At 40.9% G+C, this 19,742-nt stretch carries 14 protein-coding genes and 2 pseudogenes; 7 read left to right on the top strand and 9 right to left on the bottom strand.

Annotation, left to right across the window (positions count from 1 at the left end; translation table 11 throughout):
- Positions 1 to 49: 49 nt before the first annotated feature.
- From UYK_RS0121595 to rfbC, 4 genes and pseudogenes are all read right to left on the bottom strand, one after another.
- Complete coding sequence (locus UYK_RS0121595; protein ID WP_009756845.1) at positions 50 to 1,210, bottom strand: glycosyltransferase family 4 protein; 1,161 nt, start codon at positions 1,208 to 1,210, stop codon at positions 50 to 52.
- Between the two features lie 83 nt (positions 1,211 to 1,293).
- Positions 1,294 to 2,142, bottom strand: coding sequence for a glycosyltransferase (locus UYK_RS0121590; protein WP_009756844.1), 849 nt, complete (start codon positions 2,140 to 2,142; stop codon positions 1,294 to 1,296).
- Position 2,143: 1 nt separating this feature from the next.
- Positions 2,144 to 2,272, bottom strand: a complete 129-nt coding sequence (locus UYK_RS27450; protein WP_016872150.1) for a sugar nucleotide-binding protein — start codon at positions 2,270 to 2,272, stop codon at positions 2,144 to 2,146.
- 518 nt (positions 2,273 to 2,790) lie between these two features.
- Positions 2,791 to 3,404 (bottom strand): annotated as a pseudogene (gene rfbC / locus UYK_RS26910) (dTDP-4-dehydrorhamnose 3,5-epimerase).
- Positions 3,405 to 3,538: 134 nt separating this feature from the next.
- Between rfbC and UYK_RS0121570 the strand changes: the two are divergent.
- The 7 genes and pseudogenes from UYK_RS0121570 to UYK_RS24455 all read left to right on the top strand — a co-directional run bounded on the left by UYK_RS0121570 (position 3,539) and on the right by UYK_RS24455 (position 11,836).
- Positions 3,539 to 5,227, top strand: coding sequence for an anthranilate synthase component I (locus UYK_RS0121570; protein WP_016872149.1), 1,689 nt, complete (start codon positions 3,539 to 3,541; stop codon positions 5,225 to 5,227).
- A gap of 116 nt (positions 5,228 to 5,343) precedes the next feature.
- On the top strand, positions 5,344 to 5,562 hold the full coding sequence (locus UYK_RS0121565) for a hypothetical protein (RefSeq protein WP_016872148.1): 219 nt from the start codon (positions 5,344 to 5,346) through the stop codon (positions 5,560 to 5,562).
- A 360-nt stretch (positions 5,563 to 5,922) separates the two neighbouring features.
- Positions 5,923 to 6,201, top strand: coding sequence for a transcriptional coactivator PipX (pipX, locus tag UYK_RS0121560; protein WP_009756840.1), 279 nt, complete (start codon positions 5,923 to 5,925; stop codon positions 6,199 to 6,201).
- Positions 6,198 to 6,869: a YggS family pyridoxal phosphate-dependent enzyme gene (locus UYK_RS0121555; RefSeq protein ID WP_009756839.1), complete on the top strand. Its 672-nt coding sequence runs from the start codon at positions 6,198 to 6,200 to the stop codon at positions 6,867 to 6,869. The genes pipX and UYK_RS0121555 overlap by 4 nt, the downstream gene beginning before the upstream one ends.
- Positions 6,870 to 7,526: 657 nt before the next feature.
- Positions 7,527 to 8,126 (top strand): cell division protein SepF, encoded by a 600-nt coding sequence (locus UYK_RS0121545; RefSeq protein ID WP_009756838.1) that lies wholly within the window; start codon positions 7,527 to 7,529, stop codon positions 8,124 to 8,126.
- Between the two features lie 92 nt (positions 8,127 to 8,218).
- Positions 8,219 to 9,031 (top strand): pyrroline-5-carboxylate reductase, encoded by an 813-nt coding sequence (proC, locus tag UYK_RS0121540; protein ID WP_009756837.1) that lies wholly within the window; start codon positions 8,219 to 8,221, stop codon positions 9,029 to 9,031.
- 130 nt (positions 9,032 to 9,161) lie between these two features.
- Positions 9,162 to 11,836, top strand: a pseudogene (locus tag UYK_RS24455) (DEAD/DEAH box helicase).
- Between the two features lie 165 nt (positions 11,837 to 12,001).
- Here the strand turns inward: UYK_RS24455 and UYK_RS0121530 are convergent.
- The 5 genes from UYK_RS0121530 to UYK_RS27440 form a co-directional block, all read right to left on the bottom strand.
- Positions 12,002 to 12,484 (bottom strand): adenosine-specific kinase, encoded by a 483-nt coding sequence (locus tag UYK_RS0121530; RefSeq protein ID WP_009756835.1) that lies wholly within the window; start codon positions 12,482 to 12,484, stop codon positions 12,002 to 12,004.
- Positions 12,485 to 12,690: 206 nt separating this feature from the next.
- Positions 12,691 to 13,674: a CAF17-like 4Fe-4S cluster assembly/insertion protein YgfZ gene (ygfZ, locus tag UYK_RS0121525; protein ID WP_009756834.1), complete on the bottom strand. Its 984-nt coding sequence runs from the start codon at positions 13,672 to 13,674 to the stop codon at positions 12,691 to 12,693.
- A 51-nt stretch (positions 13,675 to 13,725) separates the two neighbouring features.
- Positions 13,726 to 16,527: a tetratricopeptide repeat protein gene (locus UYK_RS0121520; RefSeq protein ID WP_016872145.1), complete on the bottom strand. Its 2,802-nt coding sequence runs from the start codon at positions 16,525 to 16,527 to the stop codon at positions 13,726 to 13,728.
- Between the two features lie 217 nt (positions 16,528 to 16,744).
- Positions 16,745 to 17,848 carry a CHAT domain-containing protein gene (locus tag UYK_RS27445; protein WP_235182368.1) on the bottom strand — a complete coding sequence of 368 codons (1,104 nt, stop codon included), beginning with the start codon at positions 17,846 to 17,848 and terminating at the stop codon, positions 16,745 to 16,747.
- 8 nt (positions 17,849 to 17,856) lie between these two features.
- Positions 17,857 to 19,521, bottom strand: a complete 1,665-nt coding sequence (locus tag UYK_RS27440) for a tetratricopeptide repeat protein (RefSeq protein ID WP_235182367.1) — start codon at positions 19,519 to 19,521, stop codon at positions 17,857 to 17,859.
- Positions 19,522 to 19,742 lie beyond the last annotated feature (221 nt).

The raw sequence follows: 19,742 nt of genomic DNA, 5'->3' as shown, positions 1-19,742 counted from the left end.
TAGTTGGCGGTTATTCCTATCAACAAACAACAATCAACTATCAACATTGTCAAAGATACTGTTTCAGGACTTCTACTGTTGCTAATCCTGTCCTTTCCCAGCTAAATTGATTTGCTCTGGTGATGCTAGCAATAGATAGGCGATCACGCAGTTGAGTATTAGTAGCAATTTTAGCCATTGCTTCTGTAATTTCTCTGATATTGTAGGGGTCGATGAGAATCGCAGCATCACCAGCAACTTCTGGGAGAGAGGAAATATTAGAGGTAATCACAGGAGTACCGCAGGCCATTGCTTCTAGAACTGGGAAACCAAAACCCTCCCAGAGACTAGGAAATACGAGTGCGATCGCCCCACTGATAATTTTTGGTAATTCCCCATAGGGAACGTAGTCCAAAAATTTGACTTGCTTACCTATACCCAATTCCTCTATTTGCGCTTGCAACAGGGGAGTATAACGTTTATCCTGTGGCCCTGCTAACCACAATTGGTAATCAAAATGATTTGGTAAACCTGCAAAAGCAGCAATCAGTCTATGTAGGTTCTTGTGGGGATCATGTCTACCAATGTAGAGAAAGTAAGGGCAAGATTTTGATGAGGCGGCTATGGAAACACACGAGATATGAGAAGACAAAGAAGAAAGACTACTTCCTTGTCCTCCTTGTCCCCATATTCCCATATCTTCCCTAACAGGTCGAAAATGATTAACATCATATGCCAAGAGAATAGGCGTAATTTTCCTAGCAGAAACCTGGTAAAAATCGGTAATATCTTTGGCTGTAGCTTGGGAATTACAAATAATATGTTGCGCCTGCTGAAGAACTTGGGGAATATAGTGGCGAAAGTAGGGTGTCAGGGGCGAAAAGCGTTTAGGAAAACGCAATGGAATTAAGTCGTGAACCATCACGACAAAACGACAATTAGAATAAAGCGATGCTTCTGGAATAGGTGAAAAAATCAGCTGAGATTTTAAATTTTTATATATTTTTGGTAATTTAAACTGTGTCCATAGCAAGCGACCAAAATGGCCTTTTGTCCCATCTGCAGGGGTAAGATTACCAGGAATTGAGTAACATTTAAATTCTGGATAATTTAGGGCTGTTAATAAGGTGGGATCAAGAGGTTTTAAATAAGGAAAAATATTTTTGGCATAGTTACTTATACCTGTAGGACGAGAAAATACCACAGATAAATTAATTAATAAACTGCTCATTTATCCAAACTTAATTCGCTCATAACTTTCATGATATGTTATTTGATATTTTACTGAAAATAGAGTGAAAACTCCATAATTGTTCACTGATTACCTCTTTTCCACCAATAAATCAAAACTCCATATATTTTTCCCAATCCTATCTCAGGCTTGATGAACATCAAAACTAACGCATAAAAAACCAGTCTCGTTAATCTCAAGCTAAAAACTAGTTGATTTGTATATCTATCTAAACTTAACAAATAACCATAAGTACTATTTTTGATTTTGCAGAAGACGTATTTATTAGTTATAGAAGACGGTTGATGTATGACTCCAAATTTCTGAGTGACTGCGATTAAATGTCCTTGTTGAGCGTAACGTTGGCAAAAATCAAAGTCTTCATAATAAAGAAAGTAATTAGGGTCAAATAAAGGGCATTCCCTAAATTTGCAGAGATTAATTATGAAGCTACAACCTGTTACCCAATCACATTGAACATAATCTTGGTCTTGCTCTGTGAATATATTTCGACTTGAAATTTCACCCGTTTTAACATTAAAATAACCTCCTGCAAACCAAACTTCACCAGTAGGAGTATGAATGATTGTGCCAAGAATAGAAATTTCAGGATGGGATGTAAAAAATGATTGAACTTTCTCTAAATCACTTTCTATGAAATATGCGTCCGGATTAATTATCCAAACAATTGCCTGTGGTTCTTCAGCGTATATAAATTTCAGACCAAGATTACAGGCGTTACCAAACCCCAAATTCTTGGCAGCATTCAAGATAATTACGTTCTCATCTTTGAGATTAGAAATAGAATTATCATCAGAAGAGTTGTTGATAATAATTACTTTGAAATCTAAATTTTTCTCACTGGGTAGAGAACTGATTAATTTAGCAATAAGATTTGTTGAATAATAGTTGACTGTTAAAAAATAAATCACGTTAATTCAATTTGACTGATCTATTAATAGATTTTGCTAATTCTAGTTCACTTTCAACTTTATCAATAGCAGCATAAGTAGCAGCATTGATAATGATTTGTGGTTGCTTTTCTCTAATTAAATTGCACACAGTATCTGCTGAGTAATATCTACAGTAGGATGTGCAACTGAAATTACATTTGCGTAGGTTGATAAACTTTGTTTTAGTTCCCCATTACTGCCGATTAATAGAATTAATTTACGTATAAATTGATGTTTACATTAATACTTACGTTCTCATGATTCTGAAAAATTGTTGATTTTTAAAGTTTTTTTAATCTTAAGTCAGCGGATATCATTATGTGAATAATGAACAAAGATATAGGCAGATAGCGATCGCCTTTTTTATGATTAGTACAAAAATCCAGTCGTACTGCCGCAACCTTGTGTTTTATTTATTCTATTTTTTACACTATGTTACACACCTTGTTATGTTTTATTGATATAATCATGTCCGTGTGTTCCCTTTTTATATTTTGTTAGACCTCAGCTATAAAAATTACTGTTTTTTATAGTCTTGTTTGTTGTTTGATATTTAAATACCAGCACTGTAGAACTACTTTGCTATTATTACAGTGAAATAGCCAGTTGATTCAGTGTTTTCTAGCCTCAAATTTTAGGAAAACATGCTACAGGTTGCGCTACGATAAAAATCATCTGCTTCATAGCCAAAATTGGTGATTGCGTATAAACTTCGCACTCTTTCAAAGGTTTACCTGCTTTGTCTTTAGTAGATAAGATTGGTGATGTGGTGAGACGCCAATCTATGGCAAGTCGGGATAATTCCAAAGGATGCATCGCTTATATTGGGTGCGTAAGAGTCTGTGGTTTTATAGAAGACTTTAGCAACTTTTGAAAATACAACAAATCTGTGAGCAAAGCCTGGTGGTATCCAGAGTTGGCGTTTGTTCTCGTTACTAAGTTAACAACCTATCCACTTACCAAAAGCCGAGGAGCTTTTTCTGATATCTACGGAAAAATCAAATATACTACCGATTAAGACTCTGACTAACTTTTCCTGTGGTTGTCGAATTTGGTAATGTAAACGACGCAAAACGTTTTGTTTGGAGTAAGAATTGTTGTCTGGAACAAAGTTAAATAAATTACCATTTGCTTCAGGAAATTTTTGGCAATTGTAGCTTTCCCAAAAAGCCACTATCATCTTGGAAGACTTGAGGTTCAGTGATGAGAATATCAGGAATTTCAGTACGAATAATCTTTATGATAGTAGAAAATATATTGGGTTAGATAGTATATAAATTTACTATAAAATGAATGAACAAAATATAGTAACAACACACTCAAAATTAATTTTCAATTATCCTCTAGATTGCAGCTAGTTGAGCTAGTCAAATTTATGACACAACCTTGGTATTGGCGATCGCTTCCTTTAGAAAATCGCACTGGTTCTCATATTTTTACCGCTTTATTTGGTTCTACACAGACATCAGGAATAGCAACTTTATTAGAAAGCCCATACCCAACACCCACAGATAACCCTCAATTAGCCCGTTATTCTATTTGTGCAGGTACTCCTCGGTACGTGGATGGACACCTCCAAATGTGGACTCCTACGCTGGGAAATGTTTTACCATTTTTGGAACAGTTACTGCAAAAAAAAGTAGGGGGAGTAAGAGGACAAGGAGGACGACTGGGGGGACAAGGAAGACAAGGGGGAGAAAATACTTTTCACACTCCTCACACCCCTCACACTCCCCCCACTGCCCCTAATCCCCACTCCCTTGGGGGAGTGGGGGCCCCGAGTTCCCCACCACCCCACCTTCCCTTCAGGGGTGGTTGGCTCGGTTGGTTGGGATATGATATCGCCAGAGAAATTGAGCAGTTACCCTACACTAAATCTGATTCATTGCCATTTCCAGTTGCTTTTTGGTACGAACCAGACAGTTTTGCTGTTTTGGATCATTGGGATCAAATCTTATGGTTAGCCGCCAGTAGTTCCGATGGGTTGGATGAGTTAGAGAGGAAACTCGAACAGGAAGATGATGGGGAGATGGAGAAAATCCACCCCACCACCCCACCACCCCACCAACCCATCCTCCCCACCCTCCGCTTCCACAGTTCTCAAGAAGAATACGAAGCAGCAGTTAACAGTGCCAAAAAATACATTCAGGCTGGAGACATCTTTCAGACTAATTTGTCGTTGCGGTTTGAAACGCAAACAACTGCTTCTGGTTGGGAAATATATCGTGCTTTGCAGCAGATCAATCCTTCTCCCTTTGCTTGCTATTTCCAAACCCCTTGGGGGGAAGTGATTAGCTGTTCACCAGAGAGATTAGTAAAATCACAAAGACATACAGACACAAAATTTCACGTCTCCACCAGGCCGATCGCAGGGACGCGATCGCGTGGAATCATTCCAGAACAAGACCAAAAGTTAGCAGAAGATTTACTCAATAACACCAAAGAGCGTGCCGAACATATCATGTTGGTAGATTTAGAACGCAATGATTTAGGACGGGTGTGTGAATGGGGAAGTGTGAAGGTTGATGAATTATTGACTATTGAGCGATATAGCCACGTTATGCATCTCGTCAGCAACATTACAGGTATTCTCAGAGATGATATTAGTGCTGTTGACTTGATTCGTGCCGTATTTCCCGGTGGTACAATCACAGGCTGTCCCAAAGTCCGCTGTATGGAAATCATCGAAGAACTAGAACCTGTACGGCGTAGCTTGTTCTATGGTTCCTGCGGTTACTTGGATTGGCAAGGTAACTTGGATTTAAACATCTTGATTCGCACCCTGCTGTTGGTTCCCTCGAACTCAGGAGTAGGGGGAGTAAGGGGAGTAGAAGAAAATACTTCTCGCACTCCCCCCACTCCCCACACTCCTCATACTTCCCACACTTCCCCCACCCCATCACTCAACACCGTTTGGGGACAAGTGGGAGCGGGAGTTGTCGCAGACAGCGATCCCGAACGAGAATGGCACGAATCTTTACATAAAGCCCAGGCACAACTACAGGCGCTAGCAACCGTTTTTGGGGATCGGGGAATGGGAAAGGGGGCAAGGGAGATGGGGTGATGGGGGGGAGAGGTATGTAGACGCGCTCATCGGCTTCAAGGTAGAGTACCCGGAGGGCTTCCCGTAAGGGTGGGGTGTGAGGAGTAAAATAACCAACAACCAACAATCAACAACCAATGAACCTTGTTCTTTTCCATCCCAGTTCTACAGAAAGTCTATTCTTAAGGTTGTTGGCGAATTTGTATAACAAAAAGACGGCAATTATGGCAGCATTGGTAAAGGGGAAACAAACAGAGGATGAGAGCAAAACAGGAAGGAATGGGCAAATTTTCCTTTCGTGTCTCTACTTCGCCAAAACCTCTGTGAACTTTACCCCAAAAGCTAATGCCATTTAGTGACAACGGCAATATGCCTTAGCTACGCATTACTATCGGTTTGGTAAAAGGTTAAATCAGTGAACAGTGAACAGTGTAGACGCGCTCATAGGCTTGTTGTAGGGTAAAGTTATCAGGCGTATGGTCGGGATATGTTACCCGCAACCAACGCCTGACACCCATTATTGGGGGACTTATACTCAGTGATAAATGCTGATAACTGATGACTGATAACTGTATAAATGCTAAAGGGTAAAGGCTTCTCAACTCCCTTTCCTCTTTCCCCTTTGCCTTTAATTTATGCAAATCAAACTGTTAGCCTTACCAATCTTGGCATTCAACTGCGAAAACATACTATCTATTCTTACCTTCAAGTATTAAATGAACCCAGAAAACTCAGAAACTTACATAAATCATCCAACTTGGGGTTTGCTCTTTAGGATCTGTATGGTGGATGAAAACCAAGAGTTATTCACTACACTGTATGCTCAGCGCCTATTTTTTTTAGTAATATCCGATGCTAAAGGTGTCAAATTTCAGCCGATAGGACGTACTGAAGCAAGAATGCTGCTAGAAAATCGCCTGCGTAACCTACGTCGTGCTGGACAAACCCAGGAGTACGATCAGTTGCAGAGTATCTTCCAACGCACCTTCCAATGAGCGGCTCGATTAGTGAACGTATTAATACTGTGCGCGCACAACTACCACCTTCAGTCCGGTTGATAGCTGTCACCAAGCAAGTCCCAAGTGATGTAATTCGTGCTGCCTATACTGCGGGAATTCGAGATTTTGGTGAAAATCGCATTCAAGAAGCGATCGCAAAACAAGCTGAGTTACAAGACTTATCTGATATCACTTGGCATTTTATCGGACACTTGCAAAGCAATAAAGCCAAAAAAGCCTTAGAAAATTTTCAGTGGATTCACTCAGTAGATAATTTGAAGCTGGCACAGCGCTTGAACGAATTAGCCCAGCAAATAGGTATTAGTCCCTGTGTGTGTCTGCAAGTCAAAATCCTTCCTGATCCTAATAAGTCGGGTTGGAGTGTGCCTCAACTTTTAGCTGACCTACCAACATTGAATCAATACAAAAATTTACAAATTCAAGGTTTGATGACAATTCCGCCTCTAGGATTAAATGATCAGGAAATTATGGCAGTGTTTAATCGCACACGCGAACTAGCACAAGAAATCCGGGAACAAAACTGGCCCCATATTCAAATGCAGCATTTATCGATGGGAATGTCAGGTGATTATCAACTAGCCGTAGAAGCAGGTGCAACGATGGTGCGTTTGGGAACCATCTTATTTGGAGAGCGTGGTAATTAAATTGGAGTAGGGATTGGGATATAGAATTCAATGAACAGTCATCAGACCTATCGTAGGGATTAAACAATTTTGGATTGATTCCACATATGAACTTTGAACTTCCTAATCCGAATTATTAGTCAGAGTCCGCACTAAAAATACCTTCTAATTAGCGGAGGACTCGCACCCAGTAATCAAACTGATGACTGTAAAATCTGTAGGGATAGTTTTTCAGCCTGTCCCTACGATTTTTTTTCGACTTTGCCACTTTCATTCTGATTGTAAATAAATGAAACTTTTAGCCTTGTTTTCTTTAATTTCAACAAGAGCAAATGCTAACGTTTGCCCTTGTTGAAATTGTTGCAAAAAAAATTCTCAAAGATACTGGTCTAGCAAATAACCCAGGATATAGTATAAACAAAAGCAAACACATAAGAAATTTGGGGTTGCAGCAACTTTGCATTCAAAAATAGTTAGGCTATAATCTTGACTCATTATTGCGTACAAACTAAATACAGACGTTCTAGGGGGCGTCCGTCTGATGGTTTGTGCCGTAGTATATGCTACAAACAACTTATAGAATTGCAAAATAGTCCGCCTTATGTATAGCGGCGTAGATTGGCAGCATTAGTTGCTGCCACATCCTTTGAAGGTGATTTGCACCAGGAGCGTAACACTATGAACAATATTTTCTCCAAACTGAGAGACTTTGTTGGTTTAAACGAGCCAGTAGAATACGAGTATTATGAGGAAGAACCTGAAGCAGAAAGCTATCAGAATCTATATCAGGAACAAAATCAACAGCCCGTAACCCAAGAAACGACCTCTGCAAATCGACGTTGGCGTGAGCCAATGCCTACAATGAATGCAAATCCAGATGTAGCAACTGCTTCTGCAAAAACGATGAATAATGTTATTGGTATGCCCGGTGCTATCAACGGTATTTCAGAAGTTTTAGTACTAGAACCACGTACTTTTGAAGAAATGCCACAAGCGATTCAAGCTTTACGAGAACGAAAGTCTGTGGTATTGAACTTGACAATCATGGATCCGGATCAAGCACAGCGAGCTGTTGATTTTGTTGCGGGTGGCACTTACGCATTGGATGGACACCAAGAACGTATTGGCGAAAGCATCTTTTTGTTTACACCCAGTTGTGTGCAAGTCAGCACTCAAGGCGGAGTTCTACACGAAGTACCTCAACCACCAGTCCGTAACTCCCGCCCTGCACCAGGCAATCAAACCTGGGGCAATGAACCTAATCGCATGGTACAATAAACTAAATTTAGTCTCATGTCAATAGTCAAGAGTACATAGTCTTCAAGCTAACGCTCTTGGTTATTGACTAATGACTAATGACTTAATGACTAATGACTTATAAATTTGGATTAATTGGTGGCGGGGTAATGGGAGAAGCTTTATTGTCCCGCCTTATTGCTCGCTCGATTTATCACCCATCAGAAGTGATAGTTAGTGAACCACAGCCCACACGCCAAAAATTTTTAGCGCATCAGTACAATGTGGCTGTGACAGATGATAACCGTCTGGTTTTCAGCCAAACAACCGATGTGATATGCTTGGCTGTCAAACCGCAAGTTTTCAGTGCGATCGCTCAAGAATTAGCGGATGTTCTCGAGCAAGGACATTCACCACTAGTAATTTCTGTGTTGGCAGGTGTAACTTTATCTAAATTAGAAGCAGCTTTTCCCCAACTGCCAGTCATTCGAGCCATGCCTAACACACCAGCAACTGTAGGTGCGGGTATGACTGCGATCGCTCCTGGTGCTTACACCCATAGCAAACACCTAGAAACAGCACGACAGTTGTTTTCAGCAGTGGGGGAAGTAGTAGAAGTTCCGGAATCGTTGATGGATGCGGTAACTGGTTTATCTGGTAGTGGCCCAGCTTACGTAGCGTTAATGGTAGAAGCACTTGCAGATGGAGGAGTTGCTGCTGGTTTACCCAGAGCTATTGCTTATCAAATTGCTTTGCAAACAGTCTTGGGAACTGCTCAGTTATTACATGAAACCAAACTCCACCCGGCAGAACTCAAGGATCGTGTGACGAGTCCCGGTGGAACCACAATTACTGGTGTTGCTCAATTAGAGCGCTCAGCATTCCGCTCTGCTCTCATTGAGGCGGTTAAAGCTGCTACTATTCGTTCTCAGGAGTTGGGGAAGTGAGGGGTGTGAGGGGTGTGAAAAGTATTTTCTCTTCCTTATCTTCCTTGTCCTTTTTGTCCCCGATCCTTAATTCCCTACTTGCCAAGGGTTCATATAATATAGTAAAAAGTCTGGTTGCAATTGTGATTGAGTGAATTATTCTGCACTGTCTTCAGAAGTAGACCCCAGTTCTGTATTTCCTTTTGAACTGGACAAATTCCAGCTAGATGCGATCGCCTCTCTAAATGCTGGACGCTCTGTAGTGGTTTGTGCGCCAACAGGTTCAGGTAAAACCTTGGTTGGAGAATATGGCATTTATCGTGCCTTAGCGCGAGGAAAACGGGTATTTTACACAACCCCCCTGAAGGCACTTTCTAACCAAAAATTACGTGACTTTCGTGAAAAATTTGGCTTTGATGCAGTTGGATTGTTAACAGGAGATGCCTCCATCAATCGGGATGCGCCTATTGTAGTTATGACTACAGAAATTTTCCGTAACATGCTCTATGGCACACCCATTGGGCAAGTTGGTATTTCCTTAACAGACGTAGAAGCAGTGGTGTTAGATGAGTGCCACTACATGAACGATCGCCAACGGGGAACAGTTTGGGAAGAATCGATTATTTATTGCCCACGCGAAATTCAACTGATCGCTCTCTCAGCAACAGTTGCCAATAGTGAACAACTTACCGACTGGCTCAATCAAGTCCACGGTCCGACTGATCTCATCTACTCCGATTTTCGTCCTGTTCCTTTGGAATTTCACTTTGGTAATCTCAAAGGGGTATTTCCACTACTGAATGACGATAAAACCCAAATTAACCCCCGTCTGCTCAAGCGAGGCAAAAAAAAGAGCTAGAAAAGGGCAAAGGCAATCGCAGACCAGAAGCACCTAGTATAAATTTCATTCTCAGTCACCTCCAGGAACGAGATATGCTGCCAGCAATCTACTTTATCTTCAGCCGTCGCGGCTGCGATAAAGCAGTGGCAGAAGTCGGTGATATATGGCTGGTGAACGAGCAAGAGGCGCAGCAGTTACGGCGACAGATTGACGAATTTTTAACCCGTAACCCAGAGGCGGGGCGTTCTGGCCACATTGCTCCCCTTTACAGAGGTATCGCCGCCCACCACGCCGGGATTTTACCCGCCTGGAAAGTACTAGTAGAAGAACTATTTCAGCAAGGACTAATTAAAGTAGTATTTGCTACAGAAACACTGGCAGCAGGAATTAACATGCCTGCTCGGACAACAGTTATTTCTACCATATCCAAACGCACCGACACCGGACACCGGATGTTGACAGCTTCTGAGTTTCTGCAAATGGCAGGAAGGGCTGGACGTCGAGGGATGGATAAAGTTGGTCATGTGGTGACATTACAAACTCCCTTTGAGGGAGCAGAACACGCAGCAGCTTTGGCAATCAAAAAACCAGACCCGTTGGTTAGCCATTTTACGCCCAGTTATGGCATGGTACTGAACTTGCTGCAAATCCATACTCTTGATGAAGCCAGAGAACTCATTGAGCGCAGCTTTGGTCAATATTTAGCAAATGTGCATCTCCAACCAAGGCAACAATATATTGCTCAGTTGCAAGCAGAATTAGAGCAAATAAAAACGCAAATTGCCACGGTGGAAGAAAGCGAAATAGCTAGTTATGAAAAACTGCGACAACGCCTGAAAGTAGAACAAAAGCTATTAAACACACTGCAAGAGCAAGCAGATGAAGGGCAACAAGACGAATTAACAATGATGCTCAGTTTTGCTGTGTCAGGGACATTACTTTGCCTGAAGGGTAAATACTTAACAATGTCTCTACCAATAACCGCAGTGTTAATAGGCAAAACCCAAGGTGCTAGCCAAACACCTTATTTAGTTTGTTTAGGCAGAGATAACCGTTGGTATGTGGCAACTACAGCAGATGTGGTGAATTTATATGCAGAATTACCACGAATTGATGTACCCCCTGACTTGCTACCACCTGCACAGATGTCTTTAAAACCGGGACAGTCCTGTCGTGGGGATGAAGAAAGTATGGCCATTGCCAGCCAAATTCCCGAACCGGAGGAGTCTCTACATATGCCACCCGAAGTAGCAGAACAACTCCGGGTGGTTGCAGCCTTGCGGGAGCAAATAGAAGCTCACCCACTGCATCAAACTGGCAATGTTGGTACTATTTTCAAACGTAAGCTACGCGCCGCCGAACTAGAAGCAGAAATTCAAGAGTTGCAAGCACAGGTAGAGCAACAATCCCAACGGCATTGGGAAGAGTTTCTTAACCTGATTGAAATTTTGCAATACTTTGAATGTTTAGATAACTTATTACCTACACAATTAGGACAAATTGCAGCAGCAATTCGGGGTGAAAATGAATTGTGGCTTGGTTTAGCCCTGGCTAGTGGAGAGCTAGATAACCTTGATCCCCACTGTTTAGCAGCAGCTGCTGCTGCTTTAGTGACAGAAACCCCACGTCCGGATAGTAAAGTGCGCTTTGATCTCAGTGATCAAGTTGCAGAAGCCTTAGCGAAATTACGCGGAATTCGCCGTAAGATGTTCCAACTACAACGCCGATATAACGTCGCTTTACCCATCTGGTTGGAATTTGAGTTAATCGCCTTAGTTGAACAATGGGCATTAGGGATGGATTGGGTTGAACTGTGTGACAATACCACTTTAGATGAAGGTGATGTTGTGCGAATTTTAAGGCGGACGCTGGATTTATTATCGCAAATTCCCCACGTACCTTATATGTCAGAATCTTTGCGGCGTAATGCTTTACGTGCTATTCAGTTGATTGATCGGTTCCCAGTCAATGAGGTTGTGGAATAGTCATAACTACGCTGTAAGGTGTTTTCGTAGGGTAGGCGCAAAGGTTTATTTGGAAACGCACAGTCGCGCAGAGATTTACGCAAAGGAGTGCAGAGTGTTACACCAATAACCCATTACCTATTACCGACCCCAACAAATAATACAAGTGTTCAAGCAGACATGATATCACAGTTTATAACCAAACTTCCGCAATAGTTCCTTGCGTGCCTTCACATCCTCAGCACTTTCCACACCCTTGGGTGAAAATCCATCTATCACCCCCATAATGCCACGCCCTTGTTCTGTTTCAGCAACAATCACCTGCACTGGATTTGCTGTGGCGCAGTAAATATTGCACACCTCTGGACACTGTTTGATGGCATTCAAAAAGTTAATGGGGTAGGCTTCTTTTAAGAGAATAACAAAGCTGTGACCAGCTGCTAAATTTTGGGCATTTTTTGTTGCTACTTCTTCAAGATTGCGATCATTACCAGCCACTCGAATCAAACAAACTCCCGATGCTTCGCAAAAAGCAAGACCAAATTTCACCTGAGGTGAAGTTCCCACCATAATTTCATACAAATCTTCGACTGTTTTAATAAAGTGTGTTTGCCCAATGATAATATTACTTCCCTCAGGAATTTCCATTACCACTGATTTGAATTCCATTGTATTTGTCTCCTTGACTAAGTTAAGCCGATACAAATAAAGCCAACTAGTAGGGGTCGTCATTTGTCAAAAGTGATTCGTCATTGGGTAGGGACAAAGCATTTGTACTAGTAGATTCAGTTTTGATGTCAAGATATGTATATAAATGCTTTGCCCTTATAGGCGTGTTGTCTTTTGTCACTTCCGTTATATTGATTTCCACTAACTTACTCTGGGTATTCGTGAGAAACAAAAGGAATTTGTACAATTTCGCCTGTAACTTCCCCGACTTTGACTTGTAAACCTGCACCACCAGCTTTAGTACGGATGTAGCCTAAACCACGATATCCATCTACAGTTTCAATACAACTGGTTAATTTACCGACTTTTTCATCCCCTATTGTAATGGTTGTTCCTGGTTGTGCAGCAGCACTCAGATTTATACCCCAGAGATGTTGTTTTACACCTTTATAAGTATTTAAACGGGCAATAGTTTCTTGACCAATATAACAACCTTTGTTAAAGGAAACGGTTTGCCACAAGCCCACTTCCAAAGGATTGTAATCATCAGTCAGTTCTTGATCTGGAACCGGGCGACCTTGGGTAATTCGTAACATTTCCCAAGCGCGATCGCTCATGGGTACTGCGCCTAACTCCACTATTTTATTCCAGACGGTTTCTTTGATGGAAACTGGCAAAATTAGGTTGTATCCGGGAGAAGCAAGACCACTACCAACGGCTACATGTATACCATCAAATATTTGGTGATTGCCGTAGGGTTGACCAATAATGGCACCAGCGCCCAACTTTTCCACAATGGTATCACTGTCTGGCCCGATGAGACTCAAAGTAGCAGTTTCATCAGTGACATCAGTTAGTTGTACTTTGTCAGCAAAAAAGATATAACGGTCTAACCATTGCAACAGATATTCCCGACGGTTAGGCGAAACCAAAAGCAGTACAGCATCCTCCATGACATAGGCTGTTGCTAAGTCAATAGTGCGGGCGGTGGATGTCACAAAAACCGTATCACAGCCTTGTCCTGGTTGCAGTTTTTGAAAATCGTTGGTGCTTTGATTATGCAAAAAGCGCAGACGATCGCCATCAGTAACTTTAATTCGTCCCCAATGTGAGCGATCGCATATTGCAACTGTAGTTTGGGCTGCTTGGATGGCTGCTTTGTCTTGAGTGTCAATAGTTGATATGGGCATAAGAATAGCTGAGATTTTAAATTTTGGATTCAAGCTACCCTGTAATATAAGTTAAATTTCAGATTTACTTACAGGGTTCCTTCTGCCATCTGCCATCTGCCATCTGCCTTTATTATCTACAATCAACTGCCGAAAGCGCTTGTCTTTGGCAATTAACTCAAAATCTATATCGGTTTCTGCTTGTTGTCTATACCTGGGATTGAGATTTATTGCTTGTTGGAGATTTTCTAGGGCTAATTCTAGCTGGGGTTGTAAAGCATAACAGGCGGCTTTGTTGTAATAGGCGTTGGCGTAATCTGGTTTAATTTTCAACGCCTGATCAAAGCTTTGAATTGCTTCATCGTCATCACCAAGCATCACGAGGGCGTAACCCCGGTTATTCCAAGCTTTGTAAGAGTCGGGGTTTAATTGGAGTGCTGTATCAAAAGATGCGATCGCTTCTTCGTATTCTTCCAATTCTTCTAAGGCTAGTCCCCGGTTTAACCAAGCTACAGCATCGTCTGGTTTGATTTTGACGGCTTTGTCAAAACATTGAAAAGCTTCTTTTTGTCGCTGTAGGAATCCCAGTGCTACGCCTTTGTCACACCAAGCTTGATGATATTCAGGGTTGATTTGTAAGGCTTGATCGTAACAGGCGATCGCATCTTGGTATTGTTTTAATCTTGCTAAGGCAATTCCCCGCTTTAACCAGATTACTGGTTCGTCTGGGTTAAGTTTTATTGCTTTTTTATAGAGAGCGATCGCATCTTCATAACGTTTTTCTGCAAGCAGCACATCTCCCTGTTTGAGGTAATCATCAGCAGTCAATATATTTTCTTGTTCACCAGTTTCTGAGTCTTGTGTTTGTTGCGGTTCTGGCTTGAATATTTCCTGAACTTCTGCTGCTACTACTTCCAAATTAGCTGGAGGTGTAATTTCTGCAAGTTGTTTGAGAGTTTCTGCTTTTTGTTGTTGCGCTTCTGTTTGTATCTGGGCAAGTTGCGAGATAAAATCTGACTTGATTTTTTCTAGCTTTGCGATAATTTCCAACTTTTGTGATTGTGCATTTGACTGTAATTCTAAATACTGAGACGCAAATTCTGAACCTGATTTTTCTAGATTTTCAATTACTAATTCCTTACTACGTTTCACATCTGCCAACAGCTTAGATATTTGCGAAGCAATTTCAGTTTGTAATTTCTCCAACCTTTTAGTAATACGCTGTTTCTGCTGTACAGCTTCTGTTTGCACATCACTAAGTTGAAATTTAATCTCAGATACTGTTTTATTTAGTTCTGCTAAAGCTTGTTCTTTTTGTTGTTGAGTTCCGACTTGCCATAGCGTCAGTTGGGCTGTAAAATCTGCTTGTGATTTCTCCAACCTTTTCAGGACTTGTTGCTTTTGTTCCTCAGTTTCTGATTGTACATTCTTCAGTTGAGATGTTAATTCAGATATTGATTTGTCTAATTGAACTAAAGCTTGTTCTTGGCGTTGTTGCGTTCCTGTTTGGAATTCTGACAATTGTGAGGTAAATTCTGACTGTAATGCTTGCAAATTTGCCAGAATTTGTTGCTTTTGTTGCTGTACTTCCAACTCCGAACCAGCCAGATGAGAGGCAAATTGCGATATTAATTCTTGCTTGGAAGCTTCTAAATTTGCCAAGGCTTGTTCTTTTTGCTGCTGAGTGATGAGATTTAAATTAGCAAGCTGTGTGGCGAATTCCGATTGCCAATTAGTTACGGTAGCCAATACTTGCTGCTGTTGCTGCTCAAGTTCCGATTGCCATTTTGCTAATTGAGATGTGAATTCTTGTCGTGATTTTTCTAAATCGGCAGTCGTATGTTCCTGATTCTGTTGATTAGCTAATTGATATTCTGTTAATTTAGCAGCAAATTCTGTTTGTAAACTTTCCATATTTTCTTGAATTTGCTGCTTTTGTTGCTGAGCATTAGACTGGATTTCAGTCAGTTTGGTTGTCAACTCTGTAATTGATTTTTCTAATAGCAGAAAAGCTTGTTCTTTCTGCTGTTGAGTTTCTGTTTGAATGTCAGATAATTGAGCCGTAAATTCTAACTGTGTTTGATGTAAATTTTCGCAAATCTGTTCATTTTTTTGCTTGACTTCTGACTGCCAAGCAGTTATCTGAGAAGTAAATTCTTGTCGCGATGATTGTAAATCAGCAAAAGTTTGTTCTCTTTGTTTTTGATACTCGTGCTGCAATTCAGAAATTTCTGATATTAACTCTGATTTTAATTTACCTAAAGTATCAAGCGTGATATTTTTCTGATGTTGAGCGTCTATTTCTAATTCAGACAAACGAGAACCAAATTCTGTTTCTAAATTTTTTAATTCCTGTTTGGATGCATCAATTTGTCTTTCTAATTCTGTTAATGCTTGTAATTTTGACTGTGATATTTCCGACGGAATTACAGATATGATTTGTTCTCGTACCGCTTTTGCTTCTTGTTCTAAGTCAGCAGTAATATTTTTGGCTTGTTGAATACTGTTTTGAGCAGCTTGTCTCACACTGATCAGTTGATTTTGTAATTCCTCTAATTCCTTAAACTGCTGTGTAGCTCTATCTACGATTTCCCGTACCACAGCCCGCCGCAACAGCCAAAAAGAAGCAATGACAGCAACAGGAAATACAGTCAGTATAACTACCCAGATGTTTAGTAAATTGCGTGTTCGACCAAAAGCCCGGTCTACTTCGGTTTGGACTAGTTCTCTAACCTGTTGCTGTTGAGGCTGTTGAGTAACTGCGGGAGATGGTGTAACTTGAGCTATAACATCACCAACGGATAGCAAGTTAGTAAAAAATACTACAGCGCCTTGCAACAGAAATGCGTAGACAAATTGATGCTTGCTTTTCATATAGCAGTCCTTATCCGTTTGGTCAGCTCTGAAGTTGCTTGCCTTTCTCCAATTTACCAGCCTTTCAGCCTGGATTCGAGAATACAGCAATCTCAAACAGAGCTTATTTATTCTCCATGATAGAACTTAGGATTGTTGGTTGTAGGTTGGTGATTGTAGGTTGGTGGTTGTTGTTAGTTTTTAGTGGTTAGTTGTAGTTTACTACTCTCCCCACTCCCTACAACCAATTCCCCACCAAAACATATGGCGCCCACAGATAGGGAATTTCGTCACTCTCTAATAGAGAGATCTGAGCGCGACGAAGAGCATCAGCTTTAGTAAGCGTAGGATTTTCTAACTCATCATAAAATTTACTCATCAGCACAGCTGTTGACTCATCGTCAACAGACCACAAAGTTGCTAGGGTGCTACGTGCGCCTGCTCGGACTGCGATCCCAGCAAGTCCTAAAGTCGCTCGTTTATCTCCTAAAGCAGTTTGACAAGCGCTCAAAACAAGTAATTCAATAGCACGAGATTTACTAGAGTTACCTAAGCGCAATATTTTATCAAAATCCTTGACTTTCAAAAGTTGATTCCAAGTCAAAATAAAAGTTTTTTCGGCATTGGAACTAAACTCACCATGAGTTGCGATGTGAACAACAGTGTAGGGTGCTGCTTGCATCTGATTCTGCACATTTTTTCTAGTAAAATTTTGATTGAGAAGTTCTTCTGTTTTAGGAATTGCTGACTGAATTGTCCGCAATTCATCTTCTACATATGTCAGAGGAGAAAAGGTGCGATTTTCAATTTCACGTTCTTTGCTGACTCCAGCAATTAAAGCATTAAATGTCCTTTTTTGCAAAGGTTTGGGGTCAATTAACTGCAAACCTGGAGCGAGAGCAATAGCATACTTTTGGATTAAAAATTTTTGGTCTTGCTGATCATAAAGAACTGCCATCGGGATATTTCGCAAAGAACCATCAAGAACAAATACCAATGTTTTAACGTTCGTGTTTGCTAGTTTATTTTCCAGTGGTTGAATCAACCAGTTATATACTGTTCCTGATAATTTCTTGACATCATTAATACGGTCTGGTTGTGTAAGTAATTGCTGTAGTTTATCTAAATTTTTTTCAATTTCGTTTGCCTGTTGATTGGTTGTGTAGTGATAAAGTTCACTCTCTGTTGGTAACTTGAGAATGATTTCAAGACGGTCTTTTAAAATAATTGGGTAAATGACTGCTGCTGTAGTGTCAGTTTTATCAACCACCTCATCAATCTGTTTTGGTACAGGTTGCAAACAGGCTTCCCGAAAAAAGTTCTCTAATTCTGTGAACTGCAAAGCTTCAATTACTTTACGGGCTTGCTGTAATTTTTTTGGTTAGTTTTTGGTTGTTTATTGTTAACTATTCCTGATGCCCTATTTTCTGGTAGTAAGAGTAAATCCACATATTGCCGATAGACAGGTTCGACATTATCACGAAAGGAAAATTGGATATCTGGGTTGAGGGCTACTAAATCGTTGCGAAGAGATTGGAGGGTATCATATGCTTGGTTGTAGAATGCGATCGCACCTGGAATATCGCCTTTAATCCTGAGTATGTATCCTAGTTGCCATTGCCATAAATAAGCAATATCTCCTAATTGCATAGTCTGAGCGATTTTGAAGGCTTCCTCAGTCAGCTTTTGGGCATTGTCTAAGTCTTTTGTTTCTAGATATAATGCCCCCAAAGCACCCAAAGCATATGCTTCTGAACGTTGATCACCAATACTTCTAGCCTGTTTAATTGCGGTTGCGAAATCTTGAGCAATTTCTCGCCATTCAGGTATATCTGCGTTTGTGGTTTGTTTGAAACAAACTAAACTTTGAGCCAAGTTAATCCGGGTAAAAATTGCTGTTTGGCTAACAGGAATTTGGCTTAACCGGGGTTGGATATCAGCAGATAACAGCCGTGCTTGTGACCAATTGTGCATTTCTAGTAATACACTCAATTGGTTGAGTTTTGCCTGAATTTGCCCAACTGGTGATTTAGATAGAGTAGCCGCCTGCTGATAATATTGCACAGCTTGTTGATAGGCTTGAGAAGCTTCCTGAGAGATGGGTTGTTGTGCATTCGAGGTTCTACAGTGTAAAGGCGTCAACCTTGCTTCACTAAAAGTATTTAGCTGCTCGCTAGCTCTATTACCTGAAGCACGGTAGATATTACCTATACTCAGTAATGTTGCTGCTAATTGGTCAGGCGATCGCAATTTTTGAGCAAGATCACGACTTTTTTGCAAAACTTTTGTAGACTTATCTAACTCACCGACTAATTGTAGAACATCACCAAGGCTGCGGAGGAGAGTTATTTTGATCACAGAGTCTGGTTGTTTGTCCACAGAGTCGACTAGTTGCTCTAAATTCCTTTGGGCTTGACGGTAAAGTCCCAAAGTTTGCTCAGCTTGGGCAAGATTAATAGAACTACGAATTCTACCAACTTCATCACCTAATTGCGTGTAAATACGAACAGCTTGTTTCCAACTATCCAAAGCTTGCTGAGTTCTACCCAATTCCAACAGCAGACTTCCCTGAATTTCCAGAGTTTGGGCAAGAACTTGTAAAGACGCAAAATTTTGCGTCTCTACATTGCGATTAGCCTGAAGAATTTCCAGACTTTTGGTAATATAATTGTAAGATGCTTGTATCTGTCCTAGTTGCTTCACGACTAAAGCAAGATTGCCCAATGCCATAGCTTGCCCTAGTTGATCTCCACTAGCTTGAAAAGCCTCTATTGCCTGTTGTAAAATTTCCACCGCTTGAGTATAATCTCCAGCCTCGTAGAGTTTTTGACCCTGTGCAACTAAAGATTGGGCGTTTAGTTGGTTAGAATTACTCTTTGCCTGAGTCAAAGGAACAGCAATTTGTATAGCTAGGTTGAGATTAAACTCAAAGATAACCAAAAGTGCAGTCACTAAAGCTAGCAAGATACTTCTTAGCCATCTGCTGGCGTCATAACGGCGTCGGTGAAAAGACACAGCAAAAAATTTTTGGGAAGGTTGTACAAACAGGAGTATACCAAATAGATGATTTAACACTCCCAAAGCCGATGCATAATTTATCTGTGTACATCGGTGTGCATCGGTGTGTATCGGTGGTCGATTTATTCAAAATACAGTAGTTTGTGCTCAACTCCTGTAGAGAAAAAACGAACACAGATGGACACAGATGAGCACCGATTGACACCAACGCATAATCC

It is taken from the genome of Fischerella thermalis PCC 7521 (assembly GCF_000317225.1).
GTDB lineage: Bacteria > Cyanobacteriota > Cyanobacteriia > Cyanobacteriales > Nostocaceae > Fischerella > Fischerella thermalis.
The sequence above is the reverse complement of the archived record's forward strand: the minus strand, read 5'-3'. Positions and strand labels throughout refer to the sequence as shown.